This is a genomic window from Micromonospora mirobrigensis, from assembly GCF_900091555.1.
Lineage (GTDB): Bacteria > Actinomycetota > Actinomycetes > Mycobacteriales > Micromonosporaceae > Micromonospora > Micromonospora mirobrigensis.
This window is the reverse complement of record NZ_FMCX01000004.1, coordinates 284,711-308,876: the sequence shown is the minus strand read 5'-3', so window position 1 is coordinate 308,876 and position 24,166 is coordinate 284,711. Positions and strand designations below refer to the sequence as shown.

Sequence of the window (24,166 nt, the reverse complement as noted above, 5' to 3'; positions counted from 1 at the left end):
TGCTCCGGGCCGGTGCGGCCGTGCCCTCATGCGGCCGCCACCCGGCGGCGCGGTACCCGGTGCCGCAGCTGCGCCAGCGGCGGCCGCTCCTCCACCGAGACGTCGCTGACCACGATCTCCCGCTCCAGGTTGGGCAGCGCCTCGGAGCCACCCCGCCGGAACTGGGTCAGCAGCGGCGCCGGCACGCTGCCCGGGCTGGCCCAGCCCCGGCGCTGCAACCGCGACCAGGCGGTGTGCATGATCTGCGCCGACATCCGGCCCAGCGCCGCGGTGTCCTGATGGCGGTGCTTGCGCTCGCCGAGGTCGACCTGGGCCAGCGCGTCCAGCCCGACCAGCTCCAGCAGGTCGATCAGCATGGCCGTCTCCACGCCGTAGCCGGAGACGAACGGCACCTGGGCCAGGACGTCACGACGGCCGGCGTACTCGCCGGCCAGCGGTTGCACGAATCCGGCCAGCTCCGGCCAGAACAGGTTGAGCAACGGTCGGGCCATCAACTCGGTCACCCGGCCGCCACCGTCCTGCTCCACGGTGGACGCACCGACCAGGGGCCGGTGGTAGAAGCCCTTGACGAAGTCGACGGACGGGTCGGTCAGCAGCGGGCCGATCAGCCCGGTGACGAAGTGCGGTCGGAACTCGCGTAGGTCAGCGTCGACGAAGGCGACCACGTCGCCCTCGGCGGCGGCCAGCCCGGCCCAGAGCGCGTCGCCCTTGCCGGTCAGCCGGGGCAGGCCGCGGGTCATCGCGTCCTGGCTGACCACCTCGGCGCCGGCGGCGCGGGCCACCTGCGCGGTGCGGTCGGTGGACCGGGAGTCGACGACGATGAGCTCGTCGACCAGCGGGAGGCGGTCGACCAGGTGCTCCCGGATCGTCGACACGATGGCGCCGACCGTGGCTTCCTCGTTGCGGGCGGGGAGCACCACACTGACCCTGGTGTCGCCCTTGGCCCGCATCAGCCGTTGCGGCGTCCACTCCGACGCCGTGGTGGTCCGGTACGTCGCCCAGGCCTCCACCACCGGAGAGACGGTCGATTCAGTATCCCGCACGGGCACACCCCCAGATCGTGGCGGAAACGCAGACCTTGTTTTCCCAGCGGCGGCCCCGCGCTAACCGGTTTCGTCGCTTACATCTTGATCACGAAGATCACACCAGGCGGTTCCGGACAGGTGAACGGCTGATTGCGCCGCCGGACGGGTTTGGCGCGGAGCCCCGCCGGGGAGAGCTTCGGACGAAACGTGAAACTGTGGCGAGAGGGTTCGTTTGATGCGCACGTGCCGGGTGGGACTGGTAGGGGCCGGCGGGGTGGCGCAACGCCACGCCCGGGTGTTGGGCGGATTCGAGGACGTCGAGATCCTGGGCGTGACCGACGTGTCGCGGGAGGCCGCCGAGGCGCTGGCCGGCGCGCACGGGGCACGTACCTTCGCCGACGTCGAGGAGCTGCTCGCCGCCGGGCCGGACGCGGTCTACGTCTGCGTGCCGCCGTTCGCGCACGGACCGGTGGAGGAGGCGGTGATCGCCGCCGGGGTGCCGATGTTCGTGGAGAAGCCGGTCGCCGTCGACCTGGAGACCGCCGAGCGGATCGCCGCCCTGGTCGAGGAGAAGGGCCTGCTCACCGCCGTCGGCCACCACTGGCGCTACCTGCACGTGGTGGAGCAGGCCCGCGAGCTGCTGGCCGGCCGTGCGGTGCGGATGGTCAACGGCGCCTGGCTGGACAAGGTGCCGCCGGTGGCCTGGTGGGCGGTGCGGGACCGCTCCGGCGGCCCGGTCGTCGAGCAGGCCGCGCACGTGCTGGACCTGGTCCGCGCGCTGGTCGGGGAGGCGGTGGAGGTCACCGCGTACGGCGACGGCACCCCGCCGCCGGTGGACGGGGCCGACATCGACTCGGTCACCGCGGCCACCCTGCGCTTCGCCGGGGGCGCCGTCGGCACCCTGGCTGCCGCCTGCGTGTTGATCTGGAAGCACCGGGCCGGGCTGGAGATCCTCGCCGACGGGCTGGCCCTGTCGCTGGCCGAGGACGGCCTGACCGTCCGGGACGCCGACGGCGAGCGTCGCGTCGAGTCCGACCCGGACGCCGCCCGGGTGGCCGTCGACCGCGCCTTCGTCGACGCCGTACGCGGGGTCGGCGACGACGTGCGGGTCCCGTACGCCGAGGCGCTGCGTACCCAGCGACTGGCCCTGGCCGTCTCGGAGAGCGCCCGAACCGGTCGCCCGGTCGCGCTGCCCACCGACCCGGCCGCCGCGCCGCTGGCCACCGCGGGGGTGAGCGTCGATGCGTGACCGGGTGGTCGCCGTCACCGGCCCCGGCCGGGTGGAACTGGTCGAGCAGGACGCCACCGAGCTGCCCGAGGGCAGCTTCCGGGTGGAGACGCTGTTCAGCGGGGTCTCCGCCGGCACCGAGCTGAGCTTCGTCAAGGGCACCAACCCCTACCTCAACGTGACCTGGAACCCGGGTCTCGGGCTGTTCCAGCCCGGCGAGGCGAGCACCCCGTACCCGGTCACCCGGCTGGGCTACATGCAGGTGGGACGGGTGGTGGAGAGCCGTACCCCGGCCATCGCCGTGGGCACCGTCGGCGCGATGACCTACGGCCACCGCAGCGGGTACGTCGCCGACCCGCTCGCCGAACGCTTCGTCCCGCTCCCCGACGACCTGGACCCGATGCTCGGCGTCTACGTCGCCCACATGGGGCCGATCTGCGCCAACGGCGTGCTGCACGCCGCGGCCGACCTGTGCGGCACCGACGTCCGCTCGCTCGGCGACGGGGTCCGCGGCCGCCGGGTCGCGGTGGTCGGCAGCGGCGTCGTGGCCCTGCTCACCGCGCTGCTCGCCAAGCGGCACGGCGCCGCCTCGGTGGTGGTGCTGGACCCGACGCCGCAGCGCCGGGCGGTCGCCGAGGCGCTCGGCCTGGAGACCCTCGACCCGGAGGCCGACGACCCGGCCGTGGTGCTCAAGACCCGCTGGAACCACGCGGCCGGCGACCGGGGCGCCGACGTCGTGTTCCAGTGCCGCGGGCAGGCGTGGGCGATGCAGCTCGCGCTGCGCCTGCTGCGCCCCCAGGGCACCGTCATCGACCTGGCCTTCTATCAGGGCGGCGCGGACGAGGTCCGGTTCGGCGAGGAGTTCCACCACAACGGGCTGTCGCTGCGCTGCGCCCAGATCGGCCGGGTGCCGCGCGGGCTGGCCCCGACCTGGGACCGGGAGCGGCTCTCCGCGGAGACCATCGAGCTGCTGCGCCAGTACGGCGACCTGATCCGCAAGCACCTGGTCACCGCGGTGGAGCCGCTCGCCGACGCGCCCACGGTGCTGACCGACCTGGCCGAGCGCCGCCGTTCGGAGCTCCAGGTGGTGTTCACCGGCTGACGGCGGCGGCCCGCCCGCGGGCTACCGTCTTCGGCATGACCGTCGACGACCGCCGGGTCGGCCTCGCCGCCCTGCTGCCGTACCTGCGCGCCCACCGCGGCACCCTCGCCGTGGTGGGCGCGTTGTCGCTGGCCGGCGCCGCCGCCTCGCTGGGCCAGCCGCTGCTCACCCGCGAGGCGTTGGACCGGGTGGGCGCGCACCGGCCGGCGGCCGGCCTGATCGGTGTCCTGATCACCCTGGTGGTGCTCGGCGCCGCGCTCGGCGGGCTCCGGGACTACCTGCTGCAACGCACCGCCGAGGGGCTGGTGCTCGGCACCCGGCGCCGGCTCGCCGGGCACCTGCTGCGGCTGCCGATCGCCGAGTACGACCGGCGGCGCACCGGCGACCTGCTCTCCCGGGTCGGGGCGGACACCACGCTGCTGCGCGCGGTGGTCACCTCCGGACTGTTCGAGACCGTCACCGGCGCGATCATGGTGGCCGCCGCGGCGACGGCGATGCTGCTGCTCGACCCGGTGCTGTTCGGGGTGACCCTGGCCGGGGTGGCGGTGGGGGTCGGCTTCGCCCTCACCGTCGCCCGCCGGGTCCGCGGCATGGCCCGCCGGGCCCAGGAGCGGATCGGCGAGATGACCTCCGCCGTCGAGCGGGCCCTCTCGGCCGCCCGGACCATCCGGGCCGCCCGGGCCGAGGACCGGGAGACGGCGGCCGTCGGGGCCAGCGCCGAGGCGGCGTACGCGGCCGGGCTGCGGGTCGCCCGGGTGCAGGCCTGGGTGGGGCCGGTCAGCACGATCAGCATCCAGGGCGCGTTCCTGCTGGTGCTCGCCGTCGGCGGGGCCCGGGTGGCCGGCGGGGCGATCAGCGTCGGCGACCTGGTGGCCTTCGTGATGTACCTCTTCTTCCTGGTGCTGCCGCTCGGCCAGGCGGTGCACGCGTACACCCAGTTGCAGACCGGGCTGGGCGCCCTGCAACGGATCGAGGAGATGCTGGCCGTGCCGCTGGAGGGCGCCGCCGACCGGCCGGCCGGCGACGGCCCGGTCCCGGCCGGCCCGGCGGCGCTCGAGTTCGACCGGGTGAGCTTCGGCTACCCGGGCGGCACGCCGGTGCTGCACGAGGTCAGCTTCACCGTGCCCGCCGGCAGCCGGACCGCCCTGGTCGGCCCCTCCGGCGCCGGCAAGTCGACCCTGCTGGCCCTGGTGGAACGCTTCTACGAGGTGAGCGCCGGGTCGCTGCGGCTGGACGGCGTGGACGTGCGCGAGCTGCCCCGCGACGCGCTGCGCGCCCGGCTCGGCTACGTCGAGCAGGAGGCGCCGGTGCTCGCCGGCACGCTGCGGGCCAACCTGCTGATCACCGCCCCGACGGCCACCGAGGCGCAGCTGCTGGCCGCCCTCGACGAGGTCAACCTCGGGCACCTGGCCACCCGCTCGGAGCAGGGGCTGGACGTGCAGGTGGGGGAGGGCGGGGTGCTGCTCTCCGGCGGCGAGCGGCAGCGGCTGGCCATCGCCCGGGCGCTGCTGGCCGGGCCGCCGGTGCTGCTGCTCGACGAGCCGACCAGCAACCTGGACGCCCGCAACGAGGCGGCGCTGCGCCGGGCCATCGACGCGGTGGCCCAGCGCCGGACCCTGTTGATCGTGGCGCACCGGCTGGCCACGGTGGTCGACGCCGACCAGATCGTGGTCCTCGACTCGGGCCGGGTGGTGGCCGTCGGCACGCACGACGAGCTGACCGCCGGCAACGACCTCTACCGGGAGCTGGCCGCCCACCAGCTGCTCGTCGGCTGACCCGGCTGACCAGGGCGGACGTGCCCGCCGTGGGACATCCTGACCGACCCGGGACGGGCGGACCACGAAACCCGCCCCGGTTCGCGTACCGTTGCCGCTCATGGGTGTGTCGCAACGGTTGAAGACCAGGTTCCGGCGGTTCCTCCAGCGCCCGGGGACGACGGTCGACCTGGCTCCGCTGGAGAAGCTGCTGCCGGCCGTGGAGGCCCGCGAGGACGAGTTGACGGCGCTCGACGACGCCGAGCTGACCGAGGCCGCCGGCGCCGCCGAGGGCTACACCGAGATCTGCGCGATCGGCCGGGAGGCCGCCCGCCGCGGCCTCGACCAGCGCCCGTACGACGTGCAGCTGCTCGGCGCGATGGCGCTGCTCTCCGGCAAGGTCGCCGAGATGGCCACCGGTGAGGGCAAGACGCTCACCGCCACCATCGCCGCGTACGGCCACGTCCGGATGGGCAACGGCCCGGTGCACGTGCTCACCGTCAACGACTACCTGGCCCGCCGGGACGCCCAGTGGATGGAGCCGGTCTACACCCTGCTCGGGCTGAGCGTCGGCTGGGTCAACGAGGCGTCCACCCCCGACGAGCGGCGCGCGGCGTACGCCTGCGACGTCACCTACGTCTCGGTCAGCGAGGCGGGCTTCGACTACCTGCGCGACCAGCTGGTCACCGACCTCGACGACCGGGTCCAGCCGCCGCTGTCCACCGCGATCGTCGACGAGGCCGACTCGATCCTGATCGACGAGGCCCGGGTGCCGATGGTCCTGGCCGGGGCGGTCGCCGGCGAGCAGGACCCGGTGCACGCCGCCGCCGGCCTGGTCCGCGGCCTGCGCAAGGGCAGGCACTACACCATCCCCGAGGACGGCCGCAGCGTGGCGTTCACCGCCGAGGGGCTGGCCGCGGTGGAGGCGAAGCTCGGCGGGATCGACCTGTACGACACCGAGCACGTCGCGCAGCTCTCCGCGGTCAACGTGGCGCTGCACGCGCACGCCCTGCTGCACCGGGACGTGGACTACATCGTCCGGGACGGCTCGGTGGAGCTGATCGACGAGATGCGCGGCCGGGTTGCGCAGCGCCGCCGCTGGCCGGACGGCCTCCAGGCGGCGGTCGAGGCCAAGGAGGGGCTGGACGCCACGGCCGAGGGCGAGGTGCTGGGCACCATCGCCGTGCAGGCGTTCGTCGGCCTCTATCCGAGGGTCTGCGGGATGACCGCGACCGCGGTGCTGGTCGGCGACCAGCTGCGCGAGTTCTTCGGCCTGGAGGTGGCGGTGATCCCGCCGAACACCCCCTGCGTCCGGGAGGACGAGCCGGACCGGATCTACGCCACCCGGGCCGAGAAGGAGGAGGCGCTGGTCGACGAGATCAAGCGCAACCACGAGCGCGGCCGGCCGGTGCTGGTCGGCACCCTGGACGTGAAGGAGTCCGAGGGGCTGGCCGCGGCGCTGCACGCCGCCGGGGTGCCCTGCGCGGTGCTCAACGCCAAGAACGACGACGAGGAGGCGGCGATCATCGCCGAGGCCGGCGCGTACGGCGCGGTGACCGTCTCCACCCAGATGGCCGGCCGGGGCGTGGACATCCGCCTGGGCGGCAGCGACCAGGCCGACCGGGACCGGGTGGCCGACCTCGGCGGCCTGTACGTCATCGGCAGCGGCCGGCACGACAGCCGGCGGGTCGACGACCAGCTGCGCGGCCGGGCCGGCCGGCAGGGCGACCCGGGTGGGTCGGCCTTCTTCGTCAGCCTGGAGGACGAGCTGGTCGTGCGGCACGCCGCCGACGCGGTGCCGGCGTCGCCCCGGATGAACGCCGACGGCCTGGTCACCGACGACCAGGTCGACTACGCGGTGGAGCACGCCCAGCGGGTCGCCGAGGGCGTCAACCACGAGATCCACCGCAACACGTGGCGGTACAGCGTGGTGATCGAGCAGCAGCGCAAGGCGCTGGCCGAGCGCCGGGAGCGGCTGCTGACCAGCGACGTGGCCGCGCTGATGCTGCTGGAGCGGGAGCCGGAGAAGGCCGGCGAGATGGACGAGGACCTGCTCGCCCGGGCCGCCCGGTCGATCGCGCTCTACCACACCGACCGGCTCTGGGCCGAGCACCTGGCCGAGCTGTCGGAGGTCCGCGAGGGCGTGCACCTGCGCGCGCTGGGCCGGCTCGACCCGCTGGACGAGTTCCACCGGGCGGCGGTGCCCGCGTTCACCAACCTGATCCCGGAGATCGAGCGGCGGACCATCGCCACCTTCGAGGAGACCGAGTTCGCCGAGGACTGGGAGCCGGACGCCTCGAAGCTGGTCCGGCCGACGGCCACCTGGACCTACCTCGTGCACGACAACCCGTTCGGCTCGGAGCTGGACCGGCTGATCGCCGCGGTGGGCCGCCGGCTCAGCGCCGGCTCGCGCTGACGTACCAGGGGTCCCCTCCGGCACCGGAGGGGACCCCATTTACGCGGTTTCGATCCTGGTTTGCGAGGGTAGTAGCGCGGGGCTCAAGAGTCGGCAGAAAGATCGGGACGATGACACAGGCAACGGGGCCGGTGGCAGGCAGCAGGTGCACGGGGATCGCGGACCGGTGAACCTGGACACGCGGGAGCCCACGATCGACACCATCGGTGTACTCGAGACGGCCGCGCTGCTGCGCGAGCTGACCGCCGGCCTGATCGCCGTCGACGACTTCGACCGGGCGCTGGCCGAGCTGGTCCGCATCGCCCGGGACGCCGTGCCGGGCGTGACCTGGTGCGGTTTCACCGCGCTGCGGGCCGGGGAGCCGGCCGGGGTGGCCGCCTCCGACGAGCGGCTGGCCGAGCTGGACGACCTGCGGCACGGGCCGGACTCGCCGGCGATGAGCGCGATCCTCCGCCGGGAGATGACCAGCTCCGAGGAGCTCGACGGCGAGCAGCGCTGGCCGTCCTGGACGGCCCGGGCCCGCCGCCTCGGCGTGCGGGGGGTGATCTCCGCGCCGGTCGACGTGGACGAGCAGGTGATCGGCGCGATCAACCTGTACGCCGACGCCCCCGGGGCGCTGACCACCCGGCACCAGCTCACCGCGATGCTCCTCGCCGAGCACGCCGGCCTGCTGCTGGCCTCCGTACGCGACCGGGCGCGGCGCACCGCCGAGGCCGGGGAGCGGGACTCGGCGCTGCTCGGCGACGGCGTGGTCGGGCAGGCGATCGGGGTGATCATGACCCAGCGTGGTTGCCCGGCGCCGGAGGCGCTGGACGTGCTGCGCAGCGCCGCCTCGTCGCTGGACATCCCGCTGCGCGAGGTGGCCGAGCGGCTGGTGGTGACGGTCTCCCGACCCCGGGAGGGCTGACCCGAGATCGTTTCGCCCCGGTTGCGCACGGGTAGCACCCTGGACTGGTGCACCGTGCCGACCTGGGAGGAACCGATGGAGAGCCGACTGCGGGTGCAGGGCCACCCCATCCAACCGATGCTGGTGACGTTCCCGTTCGGGCTCTTCGTCAGCGCCACCATCTTCGACCTGGCGGACCTGGCCGGTGGGCCGTCCTTCCTCGGTGAGGTGGGCTACTGGACGGCGGTGGCCGCCCTGGCCGCCGCCGCGCTGACCGCGGTCGCCGGGATGGTCGACCTGTGGGACGTCCGCGCCGACCAGACCCGCCGCACCGCGGTCACCTTCAACGTGGTGAACGTGCTGATGGCCGGCCTGTTCCTGGTCTCCTGCCTGGTCCGCGCGCAGTCGCCGCAGCGTGGCGCCTCGGGCGTGCTGATCGGGGTCGAACTGCTCGCCCTGCTGGCCGGCGCGATCGGGGTGGCGGCGGGCGCCCGGCTGATGCGCCAGTTCGACCGCCGGCGCCGGGCCGAGTCCAGCGGGCTGGACGCCCTGCGCGGTGTCGCCGGCTCCACGGTCGAGATCGTCCGCCCGCGCGCCTGACGACCTGGGCTCATCCTGCCGGGTCGGCCGCCCGGTGGGCGGTGGCATGGTGGGCGGCCAGCACGTCGGCGCCGAAGTCACTGGCCGGGCGGCGCAGCACGGTGTGCGCGTGATTGCCGTCGTCGGTGGTGTTGTCGTACTCGATCAGCAGGTCGTCGCCCTGCACCCGGTAGTAGTGCCGCTGCCCCGGTCGGGTCGGACCGGCCCAGGCGAAGTGCAGCTCGCCCCCGTCGAGCCGGTCGGCCTCCCGGGCGGCCAGCTCCGGTGGCAGCCGGTTCAGATAGAGCGCGACGAGCTGGTCGAGCAGCGCCCGGCCGCCGGGCCCGAGCCGGCCGCGCGGCATCCCCAGCGGCTCCAGCCGGCCGGGCGCCGACGGCCGGGTGGCGCTGATGATGTCCCCCGGCGCCTCGTCGGCCACGATCGCCGCCGCCCGGCCGGCCGGTCCCATCGCCTCCAGCAGCTCGCGGGCGAGATCCTCCTCCACCCCGAGCGGGCGGGAGACCGGGCGCCCGGCGTGCCGCACGGTGGCCGGGTTGGCGCCCAGGAAGATCGGGGCGGGGGAGACCTGGTCGTCGACCACCGTCATGGTGATCGACAGGTGGTGCCCCTCGATCCGCCAGGACCACCGGTCGTCGCGGGCCGGGTCGCCGAAGACGGCCACCCAGTAGTCGCCGCTGTGCCGGCCGCGGCGCCATCCCTCCGCCCGGTCCAGCACCTCCTCCAGCGCGACGACCGCCATCGCCTGGGCGTACGCGCCGGGGCTCAGCGCGGTGGCGAGCAACCGGTGGGCGGCCTTGCGGCCGGCGACGTCCAGGTCGGCGAGGCACGTGCCCGGCCGTGGTCGGGGTCGGTACTCCAGCCAGCGCCGCGCGCCGTCGTCGTCGAACGGGTACGTCGCACGCCGGCGGGCCGGTTCGTCGAGCGCCGTCAGCAGCGCCACCGCGGCGGCGCGCATCTGCTCGGGTACGGGATCCTCCACCGCCCCTGTATACCGTCCACCGCGCCCGTTCGCCCGCAGCCCGGCTCAGTCCCGGCCGAGGGCGGTGAGCATCTGCGGCAGGCCGAAGAAGCGGGCGGTCTCGGCCGCCGAGGGGTCGCCGTGGTCCGGGTCGGCCCCGGCGTCGAGCAACGCCCGGACCGCCTCGGCGTTCTGCCGGAACACCGCCGCGGCGAGCGCGGTCTGTCCCCGGTCGTTGGCCCGGGTGTGGTCGGCGCCGCGGGCGAGCAGCGCGGCCACCGTCTCCGGGTGGGCGTGGTAGGCGGCCAGGATCAGCAGCGTGTCGCCCTTGGCGTTGGTGAGGTTGACCGGCAGGCCGGCGTCGACGTTGGCGGCGAGTTCGTCCTCCGCCCCGGACCGGGCGAGGTCGAACATCCGGTGGGCGAACTCGATCGTCTCGGCGTCCAGGTCGTCGGTCATCGCCCCAGGTTAGTGGCGACCGGCCGGGCGGGCGGAAGCCGGCCGGGTACCGGTGCGCGGCGAGTCCGGTGTCTTCACATCCACGTGGCCACGCCTCCATCGCTACTCTCTGCTCATGGACCATATGCGGGCGGCCGATCGTGACCGTGAGGCGGTCGTGGTTCGGCTCGGTGCCGCCGCCGGTGAGGGGCGCCTCAGCCTGGCGGAGTTCGAGGCGCGGTCGGGGCAGGCATACGTGGCCAGGACCTATGGTGAACTGGAGACCCGAACGAGCACCTCCGCTACCGGGCGCTGGCGCTGCTCGGACTCCTCGGCGGCTCGGTGGGTGTTGTGCTGCAAGTCGTCTGGCTCATCTTTCACCTAATAGAGGGCTGACCTCGCCGCGAACCGCGGCGGGCAGAATGCGATCGGCGTCCCAGCATCCGGTATTACCTACTAACCCTATAGGTTTTACCTTCTAAGCTGGTGGTCGAACCCGCTGCCCACCCGCGAGGACGCCGCCATGACCAGCCCCGCCTCCACCGACCCGCTCGCCGTCGCCGGCCGGTACGCCGACCCCGCCGACTGGCCCGTCCCGCTGGGCTTCGACCCCGCGCAGCGCTGGTACGCCCGGCTGGCCGGCGGCCCGGACCACGAGGTGTGGGCGCTGAGCTGGCTGCCCGGCCAGGGCACCGACCTGCACGACCATGGCGGATCGGCCGGGGGCTTCCTGGTGGTCGCCGGTGAACTCACCGAGGAGACGGTCAGCGGCGGCCGGCTGCGCCCGCACCGCCTCGCCACCGGCACCGGTCGCCGGTTCGGCGCCCGGCACGTGCACCGGGTGACCAACCACGGCGACCAGCCCGCCGTCAGCGTGCACGTCTACACCCCGGCACTGCGCCGAATGACCCGCTACCGGCTCGACGGGGGCCGGCTGCTGGCCGCCGACGTGGCGGAGGCTGGCGTCGCCTGGTGATCCCGCCCGCCCGCGCCACCCGCCCAACCCCGGCCACTCCAGGAAGGACACCGCCATGACCCCGAGCCCGCTGCTCGCCGACAGCTGTCCCGTGCCCCCACCCGGGTCGCGGGGGATCGACGAGATCCTCGCCGACGCCCGGTCCCGGCTGCGCCGGCTCGACCCCGAGACGGCCCACCTGGCGTACCGGTCCGGCGCGCTGCTGGTGGACATCCGCCCGGCCGGCCAACGTGCCGCGCACGGCACCGTCCCCGGCGCGCTGGCGATCGAACGCAACGTGCTGGAGTGGCGGCTCGACCCCCGCTGCCCGGCCCGGCTGCCCGTCGCCGTCGGCTACGACCTGCCGGTGGTCGTGCTCTGCCAGGAGGGCTACACCTCCTCGCTGGCCGCCGCCGCCCTGCAGGAGATCGGGCTGCGCCACGCCACCGACGTGGTCGGTGGCTTCGCCGCCTGGCGCATCGCCGGCCTGCCCGCGCTCGGGCCCACCTCGCCGTACCGCCCCTCGTCCGTCGCGCCGCCGGTGACCGCCGGCCGGGCGCCGCACTGACCGCCACCGTCACGAACCGGTGGCGGCGCCACCGCCCAGGAGGCCCGCATGTCCGTCGTCGCCCTCTCGCCCCGACCGCACCCCGCCGCCCGCCCCGCCGCGCCCCGGCCGCGTACCGCCCCGACCCTGACCATCACCGTCGACCTCTCCGGCGCCGCCCTCACGCCCGGGCTGTCCCGCCTGCTCGACCTGATCGGCGAGCTCGCCGCCACCGGCGAGGGCGTGCTGCGGCACGAGGTGACGCCGCCGCGGGCCGGCGGTTGGCGACGCCCCGCCGACGGTCGCCCGCCCCTGGCCGCAGCGGTCCCCGGGCCACCCGCCGACCCTCGGCCGGAGTCGCCGGGCGGACCGGTGCACATCCTGGCCGGCACCCGGGTGGTCCGTCAGGGCGGGCGGGTGATCCCGCTGACCCGGATGGAGTTCGACCTGCTGCGCTTCCTCGCCGAGCATCCGCACCGGGTCTTCACCCGGCTGCAACTGCTGACCGCCGTCTGGGGGCACGCGCACGGGGTGGCCCGCACCGTGGACGTCCACGTGCGCCGGCTGCGGGCCAAGCTCGGGCCGACGAACCCGCTCGTCACCACCGTGTACGGGGTCGGCTACCGGCTCACCGACCCGACCCGGGTGGTGATCGAGCGCGACCGCTGACCGGCCCGACCGGAACCGCTCGGGTACCCCCGTAACGGGGCATCCGGGCGGTTCTGCTGTAATCATCAGGCTCGTACGCAGAGCGAGCGGACGGCTCCGATGTGTTCGTCAATTGTCACATTCATGCAACGCAGCCGCCCCTTGACCCTCGTCGAGGCGCCGGGAAGCATCGATGCAGCGGCGTCCCGGGCCGTGGGGAGACACCCGGACCCAGCCAAGGAGGACCATGTCGGTCAGCCCCGCCTCGTCGCGCGCCGGATGGCATACGTCCCAACCCGCTGTGCCCGGTCGTCCGCCCGGCGGTCAGCGACGTCCCACCAGCACCCCGGCACCGGTGCTCACCGTGACCCTGTCCATCCCGCTGGCCGGGGAGGAGTCCCTCACCCCGCCGGCCCGCCGGCTGCTGGAGGCCGCCCGCGAGCTGCTGGAGCGCGGCGAGGGCACGGTCTCCGCCAACGCCGTGCCGGCCGAACGCCGCCCCGAGACGCTGCCCGCCGGGCGTACGCCGGGCCGTCCGCTCGCCGCCACCATCCCCACCCTGCACATCCTCGCCTCCTCCCGCTCGGTGCTGCGCGACGACGAACCGCTGCCGCTGACCCGGCTCGAGTTCGACCTGCTGCTGCACCTGGTCGCCCACCCCCGCCGGGTCTTCACCCGGCTCCAGCTGCTCACCGCGGTCTGGGGCTACGAGCACGCCGGGGTGCGTACCGTCGACGTGCACGTCCGCCGGCTGCGCGGCAAGGTCGGCGTCGACGTCCCGCTGGTCACCACCGTCTACGGCGTCGGCTACCGGCTCGCCGACGACGCCCGGGTCACCATCGACCGCACCGGCTGAGAGCGGCGGGGCACCATGGTCGGATGCGCATCCGTCCCATCTCGCCGGACCTGCTCGTCGCCGAGCTGACCGACCGGCTCGCCGCGGCCACCCCACCCGGCCGGCTGCGGGTTGCCGTCGACGGCCCCCCGGCGGCCGGACCGGACCGGCTGGCCGCCGCCCTGGTCGACCCGCTGCGCGCCCAGGGCCGCCCAGCGCTGCACGTCCGCACCGACGACTTCCTACGCCCCGCCTCCGTCCGGCTGGAGCACGGCCGCACCAACCCGGACGCCTACTACGAAGGCTGGTACGACGAGGCCGGGCTGCGCCGCGAGGTGCTCGACCCGGCCGGCCCGGACGGCGCCGGCCGGCTGCTCCCGTCGCTCTGGGACGCCACCAGCGACCGGGCCAGCCGGGCCGGCTACGTGGAGCTGCCGGTCGGGGGAGTGGTGCTGGTCAGCGGGGCGTTCCTGCTCGGCGGCGGCCTGCCCTTCGACGTCACCGTGCACCTGGAGCTCTCCCCGGCCGCGCTGGCCCGACGTACCGAAGAGGGCCTGCGGTGGACGCTGCCGGCGTTCGCCCGGTACGCCGACGAGGTGGCCCCCGCCTCCTTCGCCGACGTGGTGGTCCGCGCCGACGACCCCCGGCGTCCGGCCCTGGTCGAGCCCTGAGCCGACGCACCGGACCGACGGTCGCGGACCGGGCGGAAAATTCGCGGTTTGATCCTCGCCGGCCATGGGTATCCGCACGGCTCACAGAGCGCGGGTGATCACTGGCACCGCGCCCCAGAGACGGACCGGACCCCCGGCGCGAGCCGCGGGGTCGACCAGGCTCAGAAAGGCAGGCAGCGATGCTCGTCCACGACACGGTGGCCACCGGCCGCTCCCAGGCGGAGACCGACCAGATCCGGCTCTCGCTGCGGTCGCGCTACGACGAGCTGTCCGCCGAGTACGAGCAGGCGGTCCTGCAGAGCCAGGTCCTGCGGCTGGTCGAGGTCGGCGACACCGCCGGCGACGACCAGGCCGACAGCGGCACCAAGACGGCCGAGCGGGACACCGCGCAGTCCCTGCTGCGCACCATCCTCGACCGGCGGGCCCAGTTCGAGCACGCCCTGACCCGCCTCGACGAGGGCACCTACGGCTTCTGCGAGGGCTGCTCGGCGCCGATCCCGGTCGAGCGGCTGGAGATCTTCCCGTCGGCGACCGCCTGCGTCACCTGCAAGCAGAACCGGGAACGCCGGGCCGCCTGAGCCGGACCGGTTGCCGGTCGGGCCGCAACGCGGTGGACTCCACCCATGGGTGAGATGAAGGTGGGCACCGCCTCGTGGACCGACCGGACGCTGCTGGACTCCGGTTGGTACCCGCAGACGGCGGACACCCCGGAGAAGCGCCTGGCGTACTACGCCCGGCAGTTCCCGCTGGTCGAGGTGGACGCCACCTACTACTCGCCGCCCGCCGAGCGGACGGCGCGGCTGTGGGTGGACCGCACCCCGCCCGGGTTCACCTTCAACGTCAAGGCGTTCAGCCTGCTGACCGGTCACCCGACCCGGGTCTCGGCGCTCTACAAGGACCTCCGGCCGGAGACCGACAAGCGCAACGTCTACCCCGACGACCTCCCCGCGCAGGCGTACGAGGAGGTGTGGACGCGCTTCCTGTCCGCGCTGGACCCGCTGGTCGAGGCGGGGAAGCTGGGGGCGCTGCTGTTCCAGTTCCCACCCTGGTGGGGGATCCGCCGCGACCACAAGGACTACCTGGTCGAGGTGGCGAAGCGGTGCGCCCCACTGCGCCCGGTCTTCGAGTTCCGGCACGCGTCCTGGTTCGACGGGGCCAACCAGGACGAGACGCTGGCCTTCCTGCGCCGGCACGAGCTGCCGTTCGTCTGTGTGGACATGCCGCAGGGGCACCGGTCGTCGGTGCCGCCGGTGCTGGCCGCCACCGCGGACCTGGCGGTGGTCCGCTTCCACGGGCACAGCGACAAGTGGACCAGCAAGGACATCCACGAGAAGTTCGGTTACCGCTACTCCGACCGGGAGCTGCGGGACTGGGCGCCGAAGCTGCGCGAGTTGGCCGACACCGCCGAGCGGACCCACGTGCTGATGAACAATTGTTACCGGGACTACGCCCAGACCAACGCCACCACCCTGGCCGGGCTGCTCGACGCCGGGTGACCGTCGGAGTTCACCCCCACCGGGTGAGGCCGGCTCACCCCATCGCCGCGCAGCATGGACGGCGTGTGCGGTCGGGTCGTCGGACCCGGCCGGAGAGGGTACGGAGGTGGCAGGAGATGGCGGTTCGAGTGGTTGCGGACCCGCGACGGGGAGCCGTTCTGCACGTCGTCGGCTCCGGTGGCGACCCCCGGCGGCCGGCGCGACCCAACCGGGTGCACCCGACCCGGATGTGGCGGGGCCCGTCGGGTCCGCCGCGGCGCACCGACGACCGACGCTGGGAAACCGACGCACGGGGGTGGGCAGATGGCTGAGCAGTTGCATTCCGCGTTCGAGTCCTCGCTGGACAAGACAAACCTGATCCTCAAGGACATCGAACAGGCCTACGGCTGGCCCAAGGCGCAGCGCAACCAGTCCTACGCGGCCCTGCGTACCGTGCTGCACCTGCTGCGCGACCGGATGCCGGTGCAGGAGAGCGCGGAGTTCGCCGCGCAGTTGCCGGTGCTGGTCCGCGGCATCTACTTCGACGGCTGGCAGCCGGAGAACGTGCCGATCAAGCTCAACCGCGACGACTTCCTGTACGAGGTCCGCCAGGGCTTCCCGTACGACGTGCAGGGCGGTCCGCAGCGGGTGGTGCAGGTGGTGCTGGACACCCTGCGCCGGCACGTGACCCAGGGCGAGTGGGACGACGTGCTGGCGACCATGCCCGCCGACGTGGCCCGGATGACGGCCTGACGCCGTCCGGCGGATCGGCCCGCTCCCGCGACGGGGGCGGGCCCCCGCGTGTCAGACGCCCGGAGTGCGGGTGACCCGGTGCCCGGCGCGGCGGGCCAGGCCGGCGAAGGCCACCGCGTCCACGATCGCCGCCCCGCCCGGGTCGTTGTTGAAGTAGACGTACGCCGGCCGCGCGTCGTCGAACGTCTCGCCGAGGCGGCGGACCCAGCTGGCCAGCGCGGTGCGGCCGTAGCGCGGCCAGGGCCGGGCCCGCCCCTCGTGCAGCCGCAGGTAGCCGAAGTCGGTGGTCCGCCACAGCGGCGCCACCGGCCGGCCGAGCCGGTCCGCCCAGACCAGGGCGGCACGGCGACGCTCCAGGACGCGGCGCAGGTCGTCGGTCCACCAGGACGGGTGCCTCGGCTCCACGGCGACCCGCACGTCGGCGGGGAAGAGCCGCAGGGTGGCGTCCAGGGCGTCCGGGTCGGCGCGCAGGTTCGGCGGCAGCTGCACCAGCACCGGACCGAGGCGGTCGCCGAGGGCGGTGGCCCGGCCGAGGAAGCGAGCCACCGGCTCCTGCGGGTCGCGCAGCCGCTTGATGTGGGTCAGGTAGCGGCTCATCTTCACCGCGACGCAGAAGTCGTCCGGGGTGCGGGCCCGCCAGGCGGCGAAGGTGTCCCGCTCGGGCAGGCGGTAGAACGCGTTGTTCACCTCCACCGTGGCGAACTGGCCCGCGAAGTGCTCCAGCCAGAGCCGCTGCGGCAGCTTCGCCGGATAGAACCGGTCCCGCCAGTCCCGGTACTGCCAGCCCGAGGTGCCCACCACCAGCGCCATCGCGTACGCCTCAGGACAGGTCGAGGTGGAACACCTCGGCCAGCCCGCTCAGGTACGCCCCGTGCCCGCGCAGCGCGGCCAGCCCCCGGTCGAAGGTGGCGGTGACGTGCACCCCGTGCCGAGACTTCGGGGAGGCGGCCGCCCATACCTGGCGTACCCCGTTCCACGGTTGCCCGCCATCGGTGAGCTGCTCGGGGGGGACCCACCGGTTGCCGGCGTCGCGGACCGCGTCCAGGGTTGCCCGTCCGGCCGCCGCCACGCCGAACTCCAGGTCGTCGGGGTGGGCCACCACGGCCAGCCCTCGGGTCCAGTCCTCCGGCAGCGCCTCCAGCGGCTCGCCCTGCGGTCCCGTCATCGCCGACCTCCCTGCCGTCGCGGGTCGCCGTCCATCCTGTCACCGCCCCCGGCCGGCCGCCGGGCCGTAGGCCGGCGGTCCCGACATCGGGGCCGGTGGGCGGGCCCGGCGAACCGGGCTCGCGGCCCGGCCGGGGCCTCTACCGTGTGGTTAGAGAAGATCGCGCGTGGGGTACCACCCGCTGCACCACCGAACCCCGGCACATGGCGGGGCGGCACACCTGAGGGAGCACCCATGGCACTGAACGACGACGACATCCAGACCAGCACCGGCGCCGGCCTCGAGGGCCCGGCCGACGGTGGCGCGAGCGCGGGTCACCAGGACGGTGGCGCCGACGGTGGTGCCGAGGGCCCGGCCGACGGTGGCGCGACCCCGGGTCACCAGGACGGTGGCGCCGACGGTGGTGCCGAGGGCCCGGCCGACGGCGGGGCGACCCCGGGTCACCAGGACGGTGGCGCCGACGGTGGTGCCGAGGGCCCGGCTGACGGCGGGGCGACCCCGGGTCACCAGGACGGTGGCGCCGACGGCAGCGCTGCCTGAGCCGTGACGCACCTCGACCCGCCGGGCGGCCACGACCGCCCGGCGGTCCCGTCTTCGGCCGCCCGGGCGCTGGCCCGCTGCATCGCCGTCGAGCCGGCCAAGTTCGCCGCCGCCCACTGGGGGCGGGCGCCGCTGCTGTCCCGCGCCGCCGAGCTGGCCAACCCGGCGGGCTTCACCGACCTGCTCAGCCCCGCCGACGCCGACGAGCTGCTCAGCCGCCGTGGCCTGCGTACCCCCTTCCTGCGGGTCGCCAGGGACGGCCAGCTGGTGCCGGCGGCGCGCTGGACCGGCGGCGGTGGGGCCGGCGCCGAGATCGGCGACCAGGTCCTCGACGAGAAGATCCTCGCCCAGTACGCCGACGGCGCGACCCTGGTGTTGCAGGGCCTGCACCGGATCTGGCCGGCGCTGGTCGACTTCACGCGCGACCTGGGCACCGCGCTGGCCCAGCCGTTGCAGGTCAACGCCTACCTCACCCCGGCCGGCAGCCAGGGCTTCGCCACCCACTACGACACCCACGACGTCTTCGTGCTCCAGGTCGACGGCCGCAAGCACTGGCGGATCCACCCGCCGGTGCTCATCGACCCGCTGGAGAAGCAGCCCTGGGGCGGACGGGCCGACGAGGTCTCCGCCACTGCCTCCGGACCGGCGGCCCTGGACGTGGTCCTGGAACCGGGCGACGCCCTCTACCTGCCCCGGGGCTGGCTGCACAGCGCCCAGGCGCAGGAGTCCAGCTCGCTGCACCTGACCGTGGGCATCCGGGCGCTGACCCGCTACGCCCTGGTCGAGGAGCTGCTCGCCCTCGCCGCCGAGGATCCGCGGCTGCGCGCCGGGCTGCCGTTCGGCACCGACGTGGCCGACCCCGACGCCGTCGAGCCCGAGCTGACCGAGACGGTCGAGGCGCTGCGCGACTGGCTGCTGCGGGCCGACCCGGCGGTGCTGGCCGCCCGGCTGCGCGGGCGGGCCTGGCCGGCGGCCCGGCCGGCGCCGATCCGGCCACTCGCCCAGGCCGCCGCGCTGGCCGCCCTGGACGCCGACACCGAGATCGCGCCGCGCGCCGGCCTGCGCTGGCAGCTCACCGGCACCGGCGACGGCAAGGTCACCCTGCGCCTGTTCGACCGCGTCCTGACGCTGCCCGGGCAGTGCGAGCGGGCCCTGCGGGCGGTGCTCACCGCCGACCGGATCCGGGTGGGCGACCTGCCCGGGCTCGACGACGACGCCGACCGGTGCACCCTGGCCCGCCGGCTGCTCAAGGAGGCCGTCGTCACCCCTGCCTCGTCCTCCTCGGCCGGGTAGCGGCCCGGCAGTCTCGCGGGCACCACCTCGCCCCGGCGGTCGTTCCGCGCCGCCGGGGGTTCACCCGGCCCGGCGGACGGTCGCTGCCGGGCCCACCCGGCCCCCGCGGACCGTCAGCGTCGTCGCCGGGCTGTCCTTCAGCCCACCTGCCCGCCCTCGGACCGCCTTGCCGTTCCTCGTTGCGGGGATCTGAGTAGGTGACTTTCGGTCACCTTCGCGCTCGCCTCACGCGCTGTGAGGGACGTGGTGCCGCGGTGATGGTCCCCGCGCCCCTTTGCTCTGCTGCCACGGACGCTACACGTCCTTTGAGCTGGGATTCGGTTCGTCCGTTGAGCGCAACGCTAGGCGACCGCGAGCACTCTCCGTGAGCGGTGCGTGGGTGGCAGCAGAGCAAAGCGGCGGAGCGCGAGCCAGGCGGTTCCTGTCGACATCACCCAAGGTGACGACCGGCGGGCTTCGCGCGCATCGCATCGCTCTGGGCCCCGGCGGCACGCCGTCCCGCGATCGACGTGGACGGCTCAGCGTGGCAGGAGGGTCAGCAGCAGGATCGTGGTCACCAGGCCGGCGACCAGGACCACGAAGATCGGCCGGGGCCCGAGGACGGCGTGCCGGCGGTCGGCCACCAGCTTCGCCGGGGCAAGCCCCAGCAGCGGCCCGAGCAGGGTGACCACCAGGGCCAGCACCGGCAGGCCGACGGCCAGGTCACCGCCGCCCGCCACCCCCAGCGCCCGGGCCGCCGCACCCAGGGCGTACGCCACTGCGGCGCCGGCCACCCCGCAGAGCGCCAGCACCGGATTCACCGAAGCCGGCAGCTCACCCGGCTGGCCGGCCCGGTCCAGCAGCTCCCGGACGCCGCGCAGCAGCGGCACCGGATCGCCCGACGCCTCCCGGGTCGGGGCGGGCGGGTCGCCCAGGCGACGGGCGCCCACCCCGAGCCGCCCGCGCAGCTGCTGCCACAGGTGGGCCGCCTCGGCGTCCACCCGTTCCTGCAACTCACGGGCCTGCGCGAGCTCCGCCTCGGCGTGGCGCACCTGCTCCTGGGCGTCGATCACCGCACGCTGCGCGGCGGCGCACTGCTGGTCGTACCAGGCGTGCGCCTCGTCGCGCTGCCGCGCCACCCGGGCGGTCAGGTCGGCGAGCCGGCGCACCTGCGCCGCGTACGTCTCACTGGTCACCGGTTCGTTCATCGGGTGGGACCATAAGGGATGATCACCTGTCCGGTGCGGTGCACCGCCCGGTCGAAGAAGAGCCCCCGCCACGGCCGGGGATACCAGTCCGGCCCGCCGGTGCCCGGATAGAGCGACGACCCGAGCTCGGCGCCCTGCACGTCCAGCGCCACCCAGGCGCCGATCTGGTCGGTGCGGGCGCCCGCCCCGCCGAGGTCCACCCGCATCCGCGCCACACCCCGCCACCAGCCCAGCACGTGGGTACGCCGTTCCGGCCCGTCGTGCAGGATCCGGCGCAGCTGCTCCAGGCCGGTACGCCGGCCGGCCCGAGCGGCGAGCTGCCCGGCCGCCGCGTCGACCGCGTACAGCAGCAGGTAGTGCGGCACGCTCGGCACGCCCGGGGAGCCGAGCGAGTCGCCGACCTCGGCCATCAGCTCGGGCAGCGTCTCCTCGTCGTACCACGAGGCGTCGTCGGCGAGGTCGGCGTAGAGCTCCCGGGCGGCCGGGTCGGCGTCCGGGTCCAGGCAGGCGATGGAGAACCTGGCCTCACCCGGGCGGTGCTGGCGGGCCAGCGAGCGGGCGGCCGCGTCGAGCACCGCGCACGCCTCGTCGACCCGGGTGCCGATCACCGCCAGGTTCCGTCCCGGGGCCCGGGGCAGGCGCAGCACCGCCGAGCGGGCCTGCACGTCGATGATCTCGCCGAGCAGCGCGACGGGGCTGCGCGGCACCCCCTCCTCGGGCGGGTTCAACCCCCGGAAGTCCGGCGCGTCGGCCAGGCGGGGGACGGCGTCACCGTCGAAGAGCCGGGCCGGCGCGGCGTCCTGCGGGCGCATCCGCCACAGCCGGTGTTGCAGGTCGCTCCAGCTCTCCCAGTCGCTGGCCGACGGGATCCGGGCCACCTGGTTCCCCTCGACCAGACCGGACTCCGCGTTGATCACCGCGTGGTGCCGGGGCAGCGACTGGGCGGCGTCGTTGCGCTCGGCCAGGATGCGCAGCGCCTTGGGCAGGGCGATCCGCAGGGTGAACTGGGCGACCAGCGCCGGCCGCCCCCACAGCGCCTCGATGCCCCGCACGTCCTGCGAGGCGAGGACCAGGTGGATGCCCTGGGAACGGCCCCGCCGGGCCAGGTCCTCCAGCAGGTCGGCGGCCTCCCGGGCGACCACGTCCCGGCCGGCGAGCAGCGCCTGGAACTCGTCGACCACCGCGACGATCCGCGGCCAGTGCCCGGTGGGGTCCACCGCGCGTAGCTCGGCCAGCTTGGTGACCTCGTGCTTCTTGGCCGCGTCGGCGCGGCGGCGTAGCTCCTCGGCGAGGAACCGCAGCAGGGCCAGCCCGAACTCGCGGTCGGTGTTGACGTTGATGCCCACCAGGCGCATGTGCGGCAGCCAGCTCGGATCCCGCCGGCCCTGCGCGAACCGGGCGAAGGACACCCCCTCCTTGAAGTCCAGCAGATAGAACTCCAGCTCGGCGGGGGAGTAGCGGGCGGCCAGCGCGCCGATCCAGGCGAAGATCAGGTTGGTCTTGCCGGTGCCGGAGGGGCCGCCGATCAGGGCGTGCGGCGGGTAGTCGCCCAGGGTGAGCAGGACCGGCCGGCCGTGCGGGCCCTCGCCGATCGGGGCGGTCAGCCCGCCGGCCGAGTCCTCCCGCCACATCCGGTCCGCCGGCGGCAACAGGTCGGCGAAGGGGGTCGGGGCCGGGCCGGCGTTGACCCGGGAGGCGATGCCCCGGCAGGTGTCGGTGACCAGGGCGGCGGGTGGCGCGTCGTCCAGGGTGACGGCGAGGTCGCCCACCCGGGCCTGACCGGGCCCCACCAGCACCCGGGTGACCGTCGGGTCGTCGGGCAGCTCGATGCCGCGGACCACCAGGTGCACCCCGCACGCCGCGCCGGTGCGTACCACCCGGTCCAGTTGGCCGCGTTCGTGCCGGGAGAGCTCGTCGCCGCCGAGCAGCACCGCCACCCGCCACGGCTCGGGCCGTCGCCCGGTGGCGGCGGCCAGCTCGCGCAGCGTCCGGTACTCGCCGGCCAGCACGGTCTCGTTGATCCGCCGGACCTGCTCCACCAGGTCGTCGAGGAGCCGGCCCAGGCCGCCCGGTCCGACGAAGGTGAGCAGGCCGGCGGTGCCCAGTGGCGCGAAGCCGGCCAGGCCACCGCCGAGGTGTTCCGGGTCGTACCCGAACAGCCGTACCGCGCCGGGGTCGGCCCGGCCGACGCTGCGTAGCAGCAGCGCGGGCACCACTGTGGCGTACCCCTGCGGGTCGCCGCCGGCCAGGTGGACGTGCCCGGCGTCGAGCAGCGGCACCAGCGCGGGCACCGGCTCGGCGCCGTCGATGTGGACGGTGCCGACCCGCACCGAACCGGGCGTCTCACCCCGGCCGGCGGGAGTGGGCGCCCAGCCGTCCCAGCCGGCCGAGGCCGCGCCCGGGGCCTCCCGCCGGGCGGCGTCGGCGGCCCGTCGGGCCAGGTCGGCGAGGCGGGCGGCGTGCCGGGTGTCGATCTCGGCGAGCCGCCGGTCGCGTTGCGCGCCGACCCGTTCCGGCACGGCGGCGGCCGCCCGGCGCACCCGGGCCAGCCGGTCGCGGGCGGCGGTCAGCTCCGCGCCGGCGGACGTCGAGCGGGTACGGGTGGCGCCGAGCGCGTCGGCGAGCATCCCCCGCACCCGGGTCACCAGTTGTGCGCGCCGGTCAGCCACGTCGCCCGCCGTTCGCCTCGCCACCCGGCCGGGCGGGCGTCCCACCCGGCGGCGCGCCCCGACCCGTGGCCGGGGCTCCCCGGCCGGCGGGCGCGTCCCGCCCGACGGTGGCGCCCCGGCCCGCCGTCGATCCGCCCCGGTCGCCCGCCGCGCCTTCGCGGGGCCGGGACGGCTCCTGGGCCGCGACGTCGCGACCCAGCCGCGCGGCGAGCACCCCGGTGGCCACCGCGGCGGTGACCGCCGAGTCGGCGGCGTGCGGCGGCTCGCCGGAGCGCGGCGGTGGGGGCATCCGACAGACCCGGGTCAGCAGCGTCTCCACCGCCGGCGGCGGGAGGCCGGGCAGCAGGTCCCGCACCCGCCCCGACAGCTCCCGTCGCAGCCGGTCCAGGTCGTCGGCCCGGGGCGGGTGGCCCAGCAGCTCGGTGGCGAGTTCCCGCAGCACCGGCGGGGAGACCGCGGCCAGCCCGAGCCCTACGTCGGCGTGCGCGCCGCGCAGCTCCCGGTGCAGCCGGCCCCGGTCACCGGAGCGGACCCCGGCGGCGACCCGGTGCAGCAGTTCCCGGGGGTCGTCGATCCCCGGGTCCAGGGCGTCCGGCGCGCCCTGCGACCCGCCGGTCAGCTCGGCGACCCGCGCCGCCCACCAGCGGCGTACGGTCGGGTCCTGGCCCTGCTCGGGGGCGGGCGCGGCGGCCGGCGGGGCCACCTCCCGGGGCTCGTCGTGCCGCTGCCGCGCCGACCCGTCCGGTCGCGGCGGCGGGGCTCCGTCGGGGGCGAGCCCGATCGCGGCGAGGTACGCCGACAGCTGCTCCTGGGCGACCCGCAGCGCGTACCCGGCCGTCTCGGCGTGCTCGGTGGCGGCGGAGAGCTCCGGCACCCCCATCGGGTTGGCGGACTCCTGGCGCACCCAGCGCAGCCGCTCGGTGGCCTGCCCGAACTTCTCCAGCGCCTGGGCCAGCTGCCCCAGCGGCAGCTCCTCGGCGGCGGCGCGCACCCGGGCGCCGACGTCCTCGATGATCGACAC

General features: G+C 75.3%; 25 protein-coding genes. 17 read left to right on the top strand and 8 right to left on the bottom strand.

The features are described from left to right. Positions 1–26 precede the first annotated feature (26 nt). Positions 27–1,010: a glucosyl-3-phosphoglycerate synthase gene (locus GA0070564_RS16070; protein ID WP_245670084.1), complete on the bottom strand. Its 984-nt coding sequence runs from the start codon at positions 1,008–1,010 to the stop codon at positions 27–29. Between the two features lie 250 nt (positions 1,011–1,260). Here GA0070564_RS16070 and GA0070564_RS16065 point away from each other — a divergent pair, with 250 nt between their 5' ends. The 6 genes from GA0070564_RS16065 to GA0070564_RS16040 all read left to right on the top strand — a co-directional run bounded on the left by GA0070564_RS16065 (position 1,261) and on the right by GA0070564_RS16040 (position 9,011). Further along, a complete protein-coding gene (locus tag GA0070564_RS16065; RefSeq protein WP_091609447.1) occupies positions 1,261–2,274 on the top strand; it encodes a Gfo/Idh/MocA family protein in 1,014 nt (337 codons plus the stop codon). Beyond that, a complete protein-coding gene (locus tag GA0070564_RS16060) occupies positions 2,267–3,355 on the top strand; it encodes a zinc-binding dehydrogenase (RefSeq protein ID WP_091609446.1) in 1,089 nt (362 codons plus the stop codon). Before GA0070564_RS16065 ends, GA0070564_RS16060 begins: the two co-directional genes overlap by 8 nt. Positions 3,356–3,390: 35 nt before the next feature. Next, the gene (locus tag GA0070564_RS16055; RefSeq protein WP_091609445.1) at positions 3,391–5,130 is read left to right on the top strand and encodes an ABC transporter ATP-binding protein; all 1,740 of its coding nucleotides are present in this window, start codon (positions 3,391–3,393) and stop codon (positions 5,128–5,130) included. Positions 5,131–5,230: 100 nt separating this feature from the next. Continuing rightward, positions 5,231–7,525, top strand: coding sequence for an accessory Sec system translocase SecA2 (gene secA2 / locus GA0070564_RS16050; protein ID WP_091609444.1), 2,295 nt, complete (start codon positions 5,231–5,233; stop codon positions 7,523–7,525). Between the two features lie 166 nt (positions 7,526–7,691). Then, a complete protein-coding gene (locus GA0070564_RS16045) occupies positions 7,692–8,432 on the top strand; it encodes a GAF and ANTAR domain-containing protein (protein ID WP_091609674.1) in 741 nt (246 codons plus the stop codon). Positions 8,433–8,507: 75 nt separating this feature from the next. Continuing rightward, positions 8,508–9,011, top strand: a complete 504-nt coding sequence (locus GA0070564_RS16040) for a DUF2231 domain-containing protein (protein ID WP_091609673.1) — start codon at positions 8,508–8,510, stop codon at positions 9,009–9,011. A gap of 10 nt (positions 9,012–9,021) precedes the next feature. Here the strand turns inward: GA0070564_RS16040 and GA0070564_RS16035 are convergent, their stop codons facing one another. Together GA0070564_RS16035 and GA0070564_RS16030 are read right to left on the bottom strand one after the other, a co-directional pair. Beyond that, positions 9,022–9,966: a DUF3500 domain-containing protein gene (locus tag GA0070564_RS16035; protein WP_091609443.1), complete on the bottom strand. Its 945-nt coding sequence runs from the start codon at positions 9,964–9,966 to the stop codon at positions 9,022–9,024. Between the two features lie 69 nt (positions 9,967–10,035). Beyond that, a complete protein-coding gene (locus GA0070564_RS16030) occupies positions 10,036–10,428 on the bottom strand; it encodes an ankyrin repeat domain-containing protein (protein ID WP_091609442.1) in 393 nt (130 codons plus the stop codon). 115 nt (positions 10,429–10,543) lie between these two features. Between GA0070564_RS16030 and GA0070564_RS16025 the strand changes: the two genes are divergently transcribed. From GA0070564_RS16025 to GA0070564_RS15980, 9 genes are all read left to right on the top strand, one after another. Continuing rightward, positions 10,544–10,792 (top strand): DUF1707 domain-containing protein, encoded by a 249-nt coding sequence (locus tag GA0070564_RS16025; protein ID WP_091609672.1) that lies wholly within the window; start codon positions 10,544–10,546, stop codon positions 10,790–10,792. A gap of 138 nt (positions 10,793–10,930) precedes the next feature. Then, complete coding sequence (locus GA0070564_RS16020; RefSeq protein ID WP_091609441.1) at positions 10,931–11,383, top strand: cysteine dioxygenase; 453 nt, start codon at positions 10,931–10,933, stop codon at positions 11,381–11,383. 55 nt (positions 11,384–11,438) lie between these two features. Then, positions 11,439–11,930, top strand: a complete 492-nt coding sequence (locus tag GA0070564_RS16015; protein ID WP_091609440.1) for a rhodanese-like domain-containing protein — start codon at positions 11,439–11,441, stop codon at positions 11,928–11,930. A 48-nt stretch (positions 11,931–11,978) separates the two neighbouring features. Beyond that, positions 11,979–12,578: a winged helix-turn-helix domain-containing protein gene (locus GA0070564_RS30225; protein ID WP_091609439.1), complete on the top strand. Its 600-nt coding sequence runs from the start codon at positions 11,979–11,981 to the stop codon at positions 12,576–12,578. Between the two features lie 226 nt (positions 12,579–12,804). Next, positions 12,805–13,413 carry a winged helix-turn-helix domain-containing protein gene (locus GA0070564_RS16005; protein ID WP_091609438.1) on the top strand — a complete coding sequence of 203 codons (609 nt, stop codon included), beginning with the start codon at positions 12,805–12,807 and terminating at the stop codon, positions 13,411–13,413. Between the two features lie 23 nt (positions 13,414–13,436). Continuing rightward, positions 13,437–14,063, top strand: a complete 627-nt coding sequence (locus GA0070564_RS16000; RefSeq protein WP_091609437.1) for a nucleoside/nucleotide kinase family protein — start codon at positions 13,437–13,439, stop codon at positions 14,061–14,063. 179 nt (positions 14,064–14,242) lie between these two features. After that, complete coding sequence (locus GA0070564_RS15995) at positions 14,243–14,641, top strand: TraR/DksA family transcriptional regulator (protein ID WP_091609436.1); 399 nt, start codon at positions 14,243–14,245, stop codon at positions 14,639–14,641. A gap of 45 nt (positions 14,642–14,686) precedes the next feature. Continuing rightward, on the top strand, positions 14,687–15,559 hold the full coding sequence (locus GA0070564_RS15990; RefSeq protein WP_091609435.1) for a DUF72 domain-containing protein: 873 nt from the start codon (positions 14,687–14,689) through the stop codon (positions 15,557–15,559). A gap of 303 nt (positions 15,560–15,862) precedes the next feature. Continuing rightward, entirely contained in the window at positions 15,863–16,291 is a 429-nt protein-coding gene (locus GA0070564_RS15980) for a DUF2267 domain-containing protein (RefSeq protein ID WP_091609433.1), read from the top strand. Between the two features lie 51 nt (positions 16,292–16,342). Here GA0070564_RS15980 and GA0070564_RS15975 read toward each other — a convergent pair whose 3' ends face one another. After that, positions 16,343–17,101 (bottom strand): DUF72 domain-containing protein, encoded by a 759-nt coding sequence (locus GA0070564_RS15975; RefSeq protein ID WP_091609432.1) that lies wholly within the window; start codon positions 17,099–17,101, stop codon positions 16,343–16,345. 10 nt (positions 17,102–17,111) lie between these two features. Continuing rightward, positions 17,112–17,456, bottom strand: coding sequence for a hypothetical protein (locus GA0070564_RS15970; RefSeq protein WP_245670040.1), 345 nt, complete (start codon positions 17,454–17,456; stop codon positions 17,112–17,114). Between the two features lie 234 nt (positions 17,457–17,690). On the opposite strand from GA0070564_RS15970, the gene GA0070564_RS15965 reads away from it, so the two are divergent. Together GA0070564_RS15965 and GA0070564_RS15960 are read left to right on the top strand one after the other, a co-directional pair. Beyond that, positions 17,691–17,996, top strand: a complete 306-nt coding sequence (locus GA0070564_RS15965; RefSeq protein ID WP_091609431.1) for a hypothetical protein — start codon at positions 17,691–17,693, stop codon at positions 17,994–17,996. 3 nt (positions 17,997–17,999) lie between these two features. After that, positions 18,000–19,289 (top strand): cupin domain-containing protein, encoded by a 1,290-nt coding sequence (locus GA0070564_RS15960; protein ID WP_091609430.1) that lies wholly within the window; start codon positions 18,000–18,002, stop codon positions 19,287–19,289. Between the two features lie 518 nt (positions 19,290–19,807). Here GA0070564_RS15960 and GA0070564_RS15955 read toward each other — a convergent pair. Genes GA0070564_RS15955 through GA0070564_RS15945 form a run of 3 tightly spaced genes read right to left on the bottom strand, consistent with a single transcriptional unit; the run spans position 19,808 to position 24,166 of the window. Further along, positions 19,808–20,476: a hypothetical protein gene (locus tag GA0070564_RS15955; protein ID WP_091609429.1), complete on the bottom strand. Its 669-nt coding sequence runs from the start codon at positions 20,474–20,476 to the stop codon at positions 19,808–19,810. Continuing rightward, positions 20,473–23,145: an FtsK/SpoIIIE domain-containing protein gene (locus GA0070564_RS15950; protein ID WP_091609671.1), complete on the bottom strand. Its 2,673-nt coding sequence runs from the start codon at positions 23,143–23,145 to the stop codon at positions 20,473–20,475. The genes GA0070564_RS15955 and GA0070564_RS15950 overlap by 4 nt, the downstream gene beginning before the upstream one ends. Next, a complete protein-coding gene (locus GA0070564_RS15945) occupies positions 23,138–24,166 on the bottom strand; it encodes a hypothetical protein (protein ID WP_245670038.1) in 1,029 nt (342 codons plus the stop codon). Before GA0070564_RS15945 ends, GA0070564_RS15950 begins: the two co-directional genes overlap by 8 nt.

Bases quoted from the DNA above. Each gene is read 5' to 3' on its own strand.
- GA0070564_RS16030 (WP_091609442.1), bottom strand. From the start codon at position 10,428: ATGACCGACGACCTGGACGCCGAGACGATCGAGTTCGCCCACCGGATG.
- GA0070564_RS15975 (WP_091609432.1), bottom strand. From the start codon at position 17,101: ATGGCGCTGGTGGTGGGCACCTCGGGCTGGCAGTACCGGGACTGGCGG.
- GA0070564_RS15955 (WP_091609429.1), bottom strand. From the start codon at position 20,476: ATGAACGAACCGGTGACCAGTGAGACGTACGCGGCGCAGGTGCGCCGG.
- GA0070564_RS16005 (WP_091609438.1), top strand. From the start codon at position 12,805: ATGTCGGTCAGCCCCGCCTCGTCGCGCGCCGGATGGCATACGTCCCAA.
- GA0070564_RS16035 (WP_091609443.1), bottom strand. From the start codon at position 9,966: ATGCGCGCCGCCGCGGTGGCGCTGCTGACGGCGCTCGACGAACCGGCC.
- secA2 (WP_091609444.1), top strand. From the start codon at position 5,231: ATGGGTGTGTCGCAACGGTTGAAGACCAGGTTCCGGCGGTTCCTCCAG.
- GA0070564_RS15990 (WP_091609435.1), top strand. From the start codon at position 14,687: ATGGGTGAGATGAAGGTGGGCACCGCCTCGTGGACCGACCGGACGCTG.
- GA0070564_RS16015 (WP_091609440.1), top strand. From the start codon at position 11,439: ATGACCCCGAGCCCGCTGCTCGCCGACAGCTGTCCCGTGCCCCCACCC.
- GA0070564_RS16020 (WP_091609441.1), top strand. From the start codon at position 10,931: ATGACCAGCCCCGCCTCCACCGACCCGCTCGCCGTCGCCGGCCGGTAC.
- GA0070564_RS16000 (WP_091609437.1), top strand. From the start codon at position 13,437: ATGCGCATCCGTCCCATCTCGCCGGACCTGCTCGTCGCCGAGCTGACC.
- GA0070564_RS16060 (WP_091609446.1), top strand. From the start codon at position 2,267: ATGCGTGACCGGGTGGTCGCCGTCACCGGCCCCGGCCGGGTGGAACTG.
- GA0070564_RS30225 (WP_091609439.1), top strand. From the start codon at position 11,979: ATGTCCGTCGTCGCCCTCTCGCCCCGACCGCACCCCGCCGCCCGCCCC.
- GA0070564_RS15995 (WP_091609436.1), top strand. From the start codon at position 14,243: ATGCTCGTCCACGACACGGTGGCCACCGGCCGCTCCCAGGCGGAGACC.
- GA0070564_RS15965 (WP_091609431.1), top strand. From the start codon at position 17,691: ATGGCACTGAACGACGACGACATCCAGACCAGCACCGGCGCCGGCCTC.
- GA0070564_RS15980 (WP_091609433.1), top strand. From the start codon at position 15,863: ATGGCTGAGCAGTTGCATTCCGCGTTCGAGTCCTCGCTGGACAAGACA.
- GA0070564_RS16055 (WP_091609445.1), top strand. From the start codon at position 3,391: ATGACCGTCGACGACCGCCGGGTCGGCCTCGCCGCCCTGCTGCCGTAC.
- GA0070564_RS16065 (WP_091609447.1), top strand. From the start codon at position 1,261: ATGCGCACGTGCCGGGTGGGACTGGTAGGGGCCGGCGGGGTGGCGCAA.
- GA0070564_RS15970 (WP_245670040.1), bottom strand. From the start codon at position 17,456: ATGACGGGACCGCAGGGCGAGCCGCTGGAGGCGCTGCCGGAGGACTGG.
- GA0070564_RS16025 (WP_091609672.1), top strand. From the start codon at position 10,544: ATGGACCATATGCGGGCGGCCGATCGTGACCGTGAGGCGGTCGTGGTT.
- GA0070564_RS16040 (WP_091609673.1), top strand. From the start codon at position 8,508: ATGGAGAGCCGACTGCGGGTGCAGGGCCACCCCATCCAACCGATGCTG.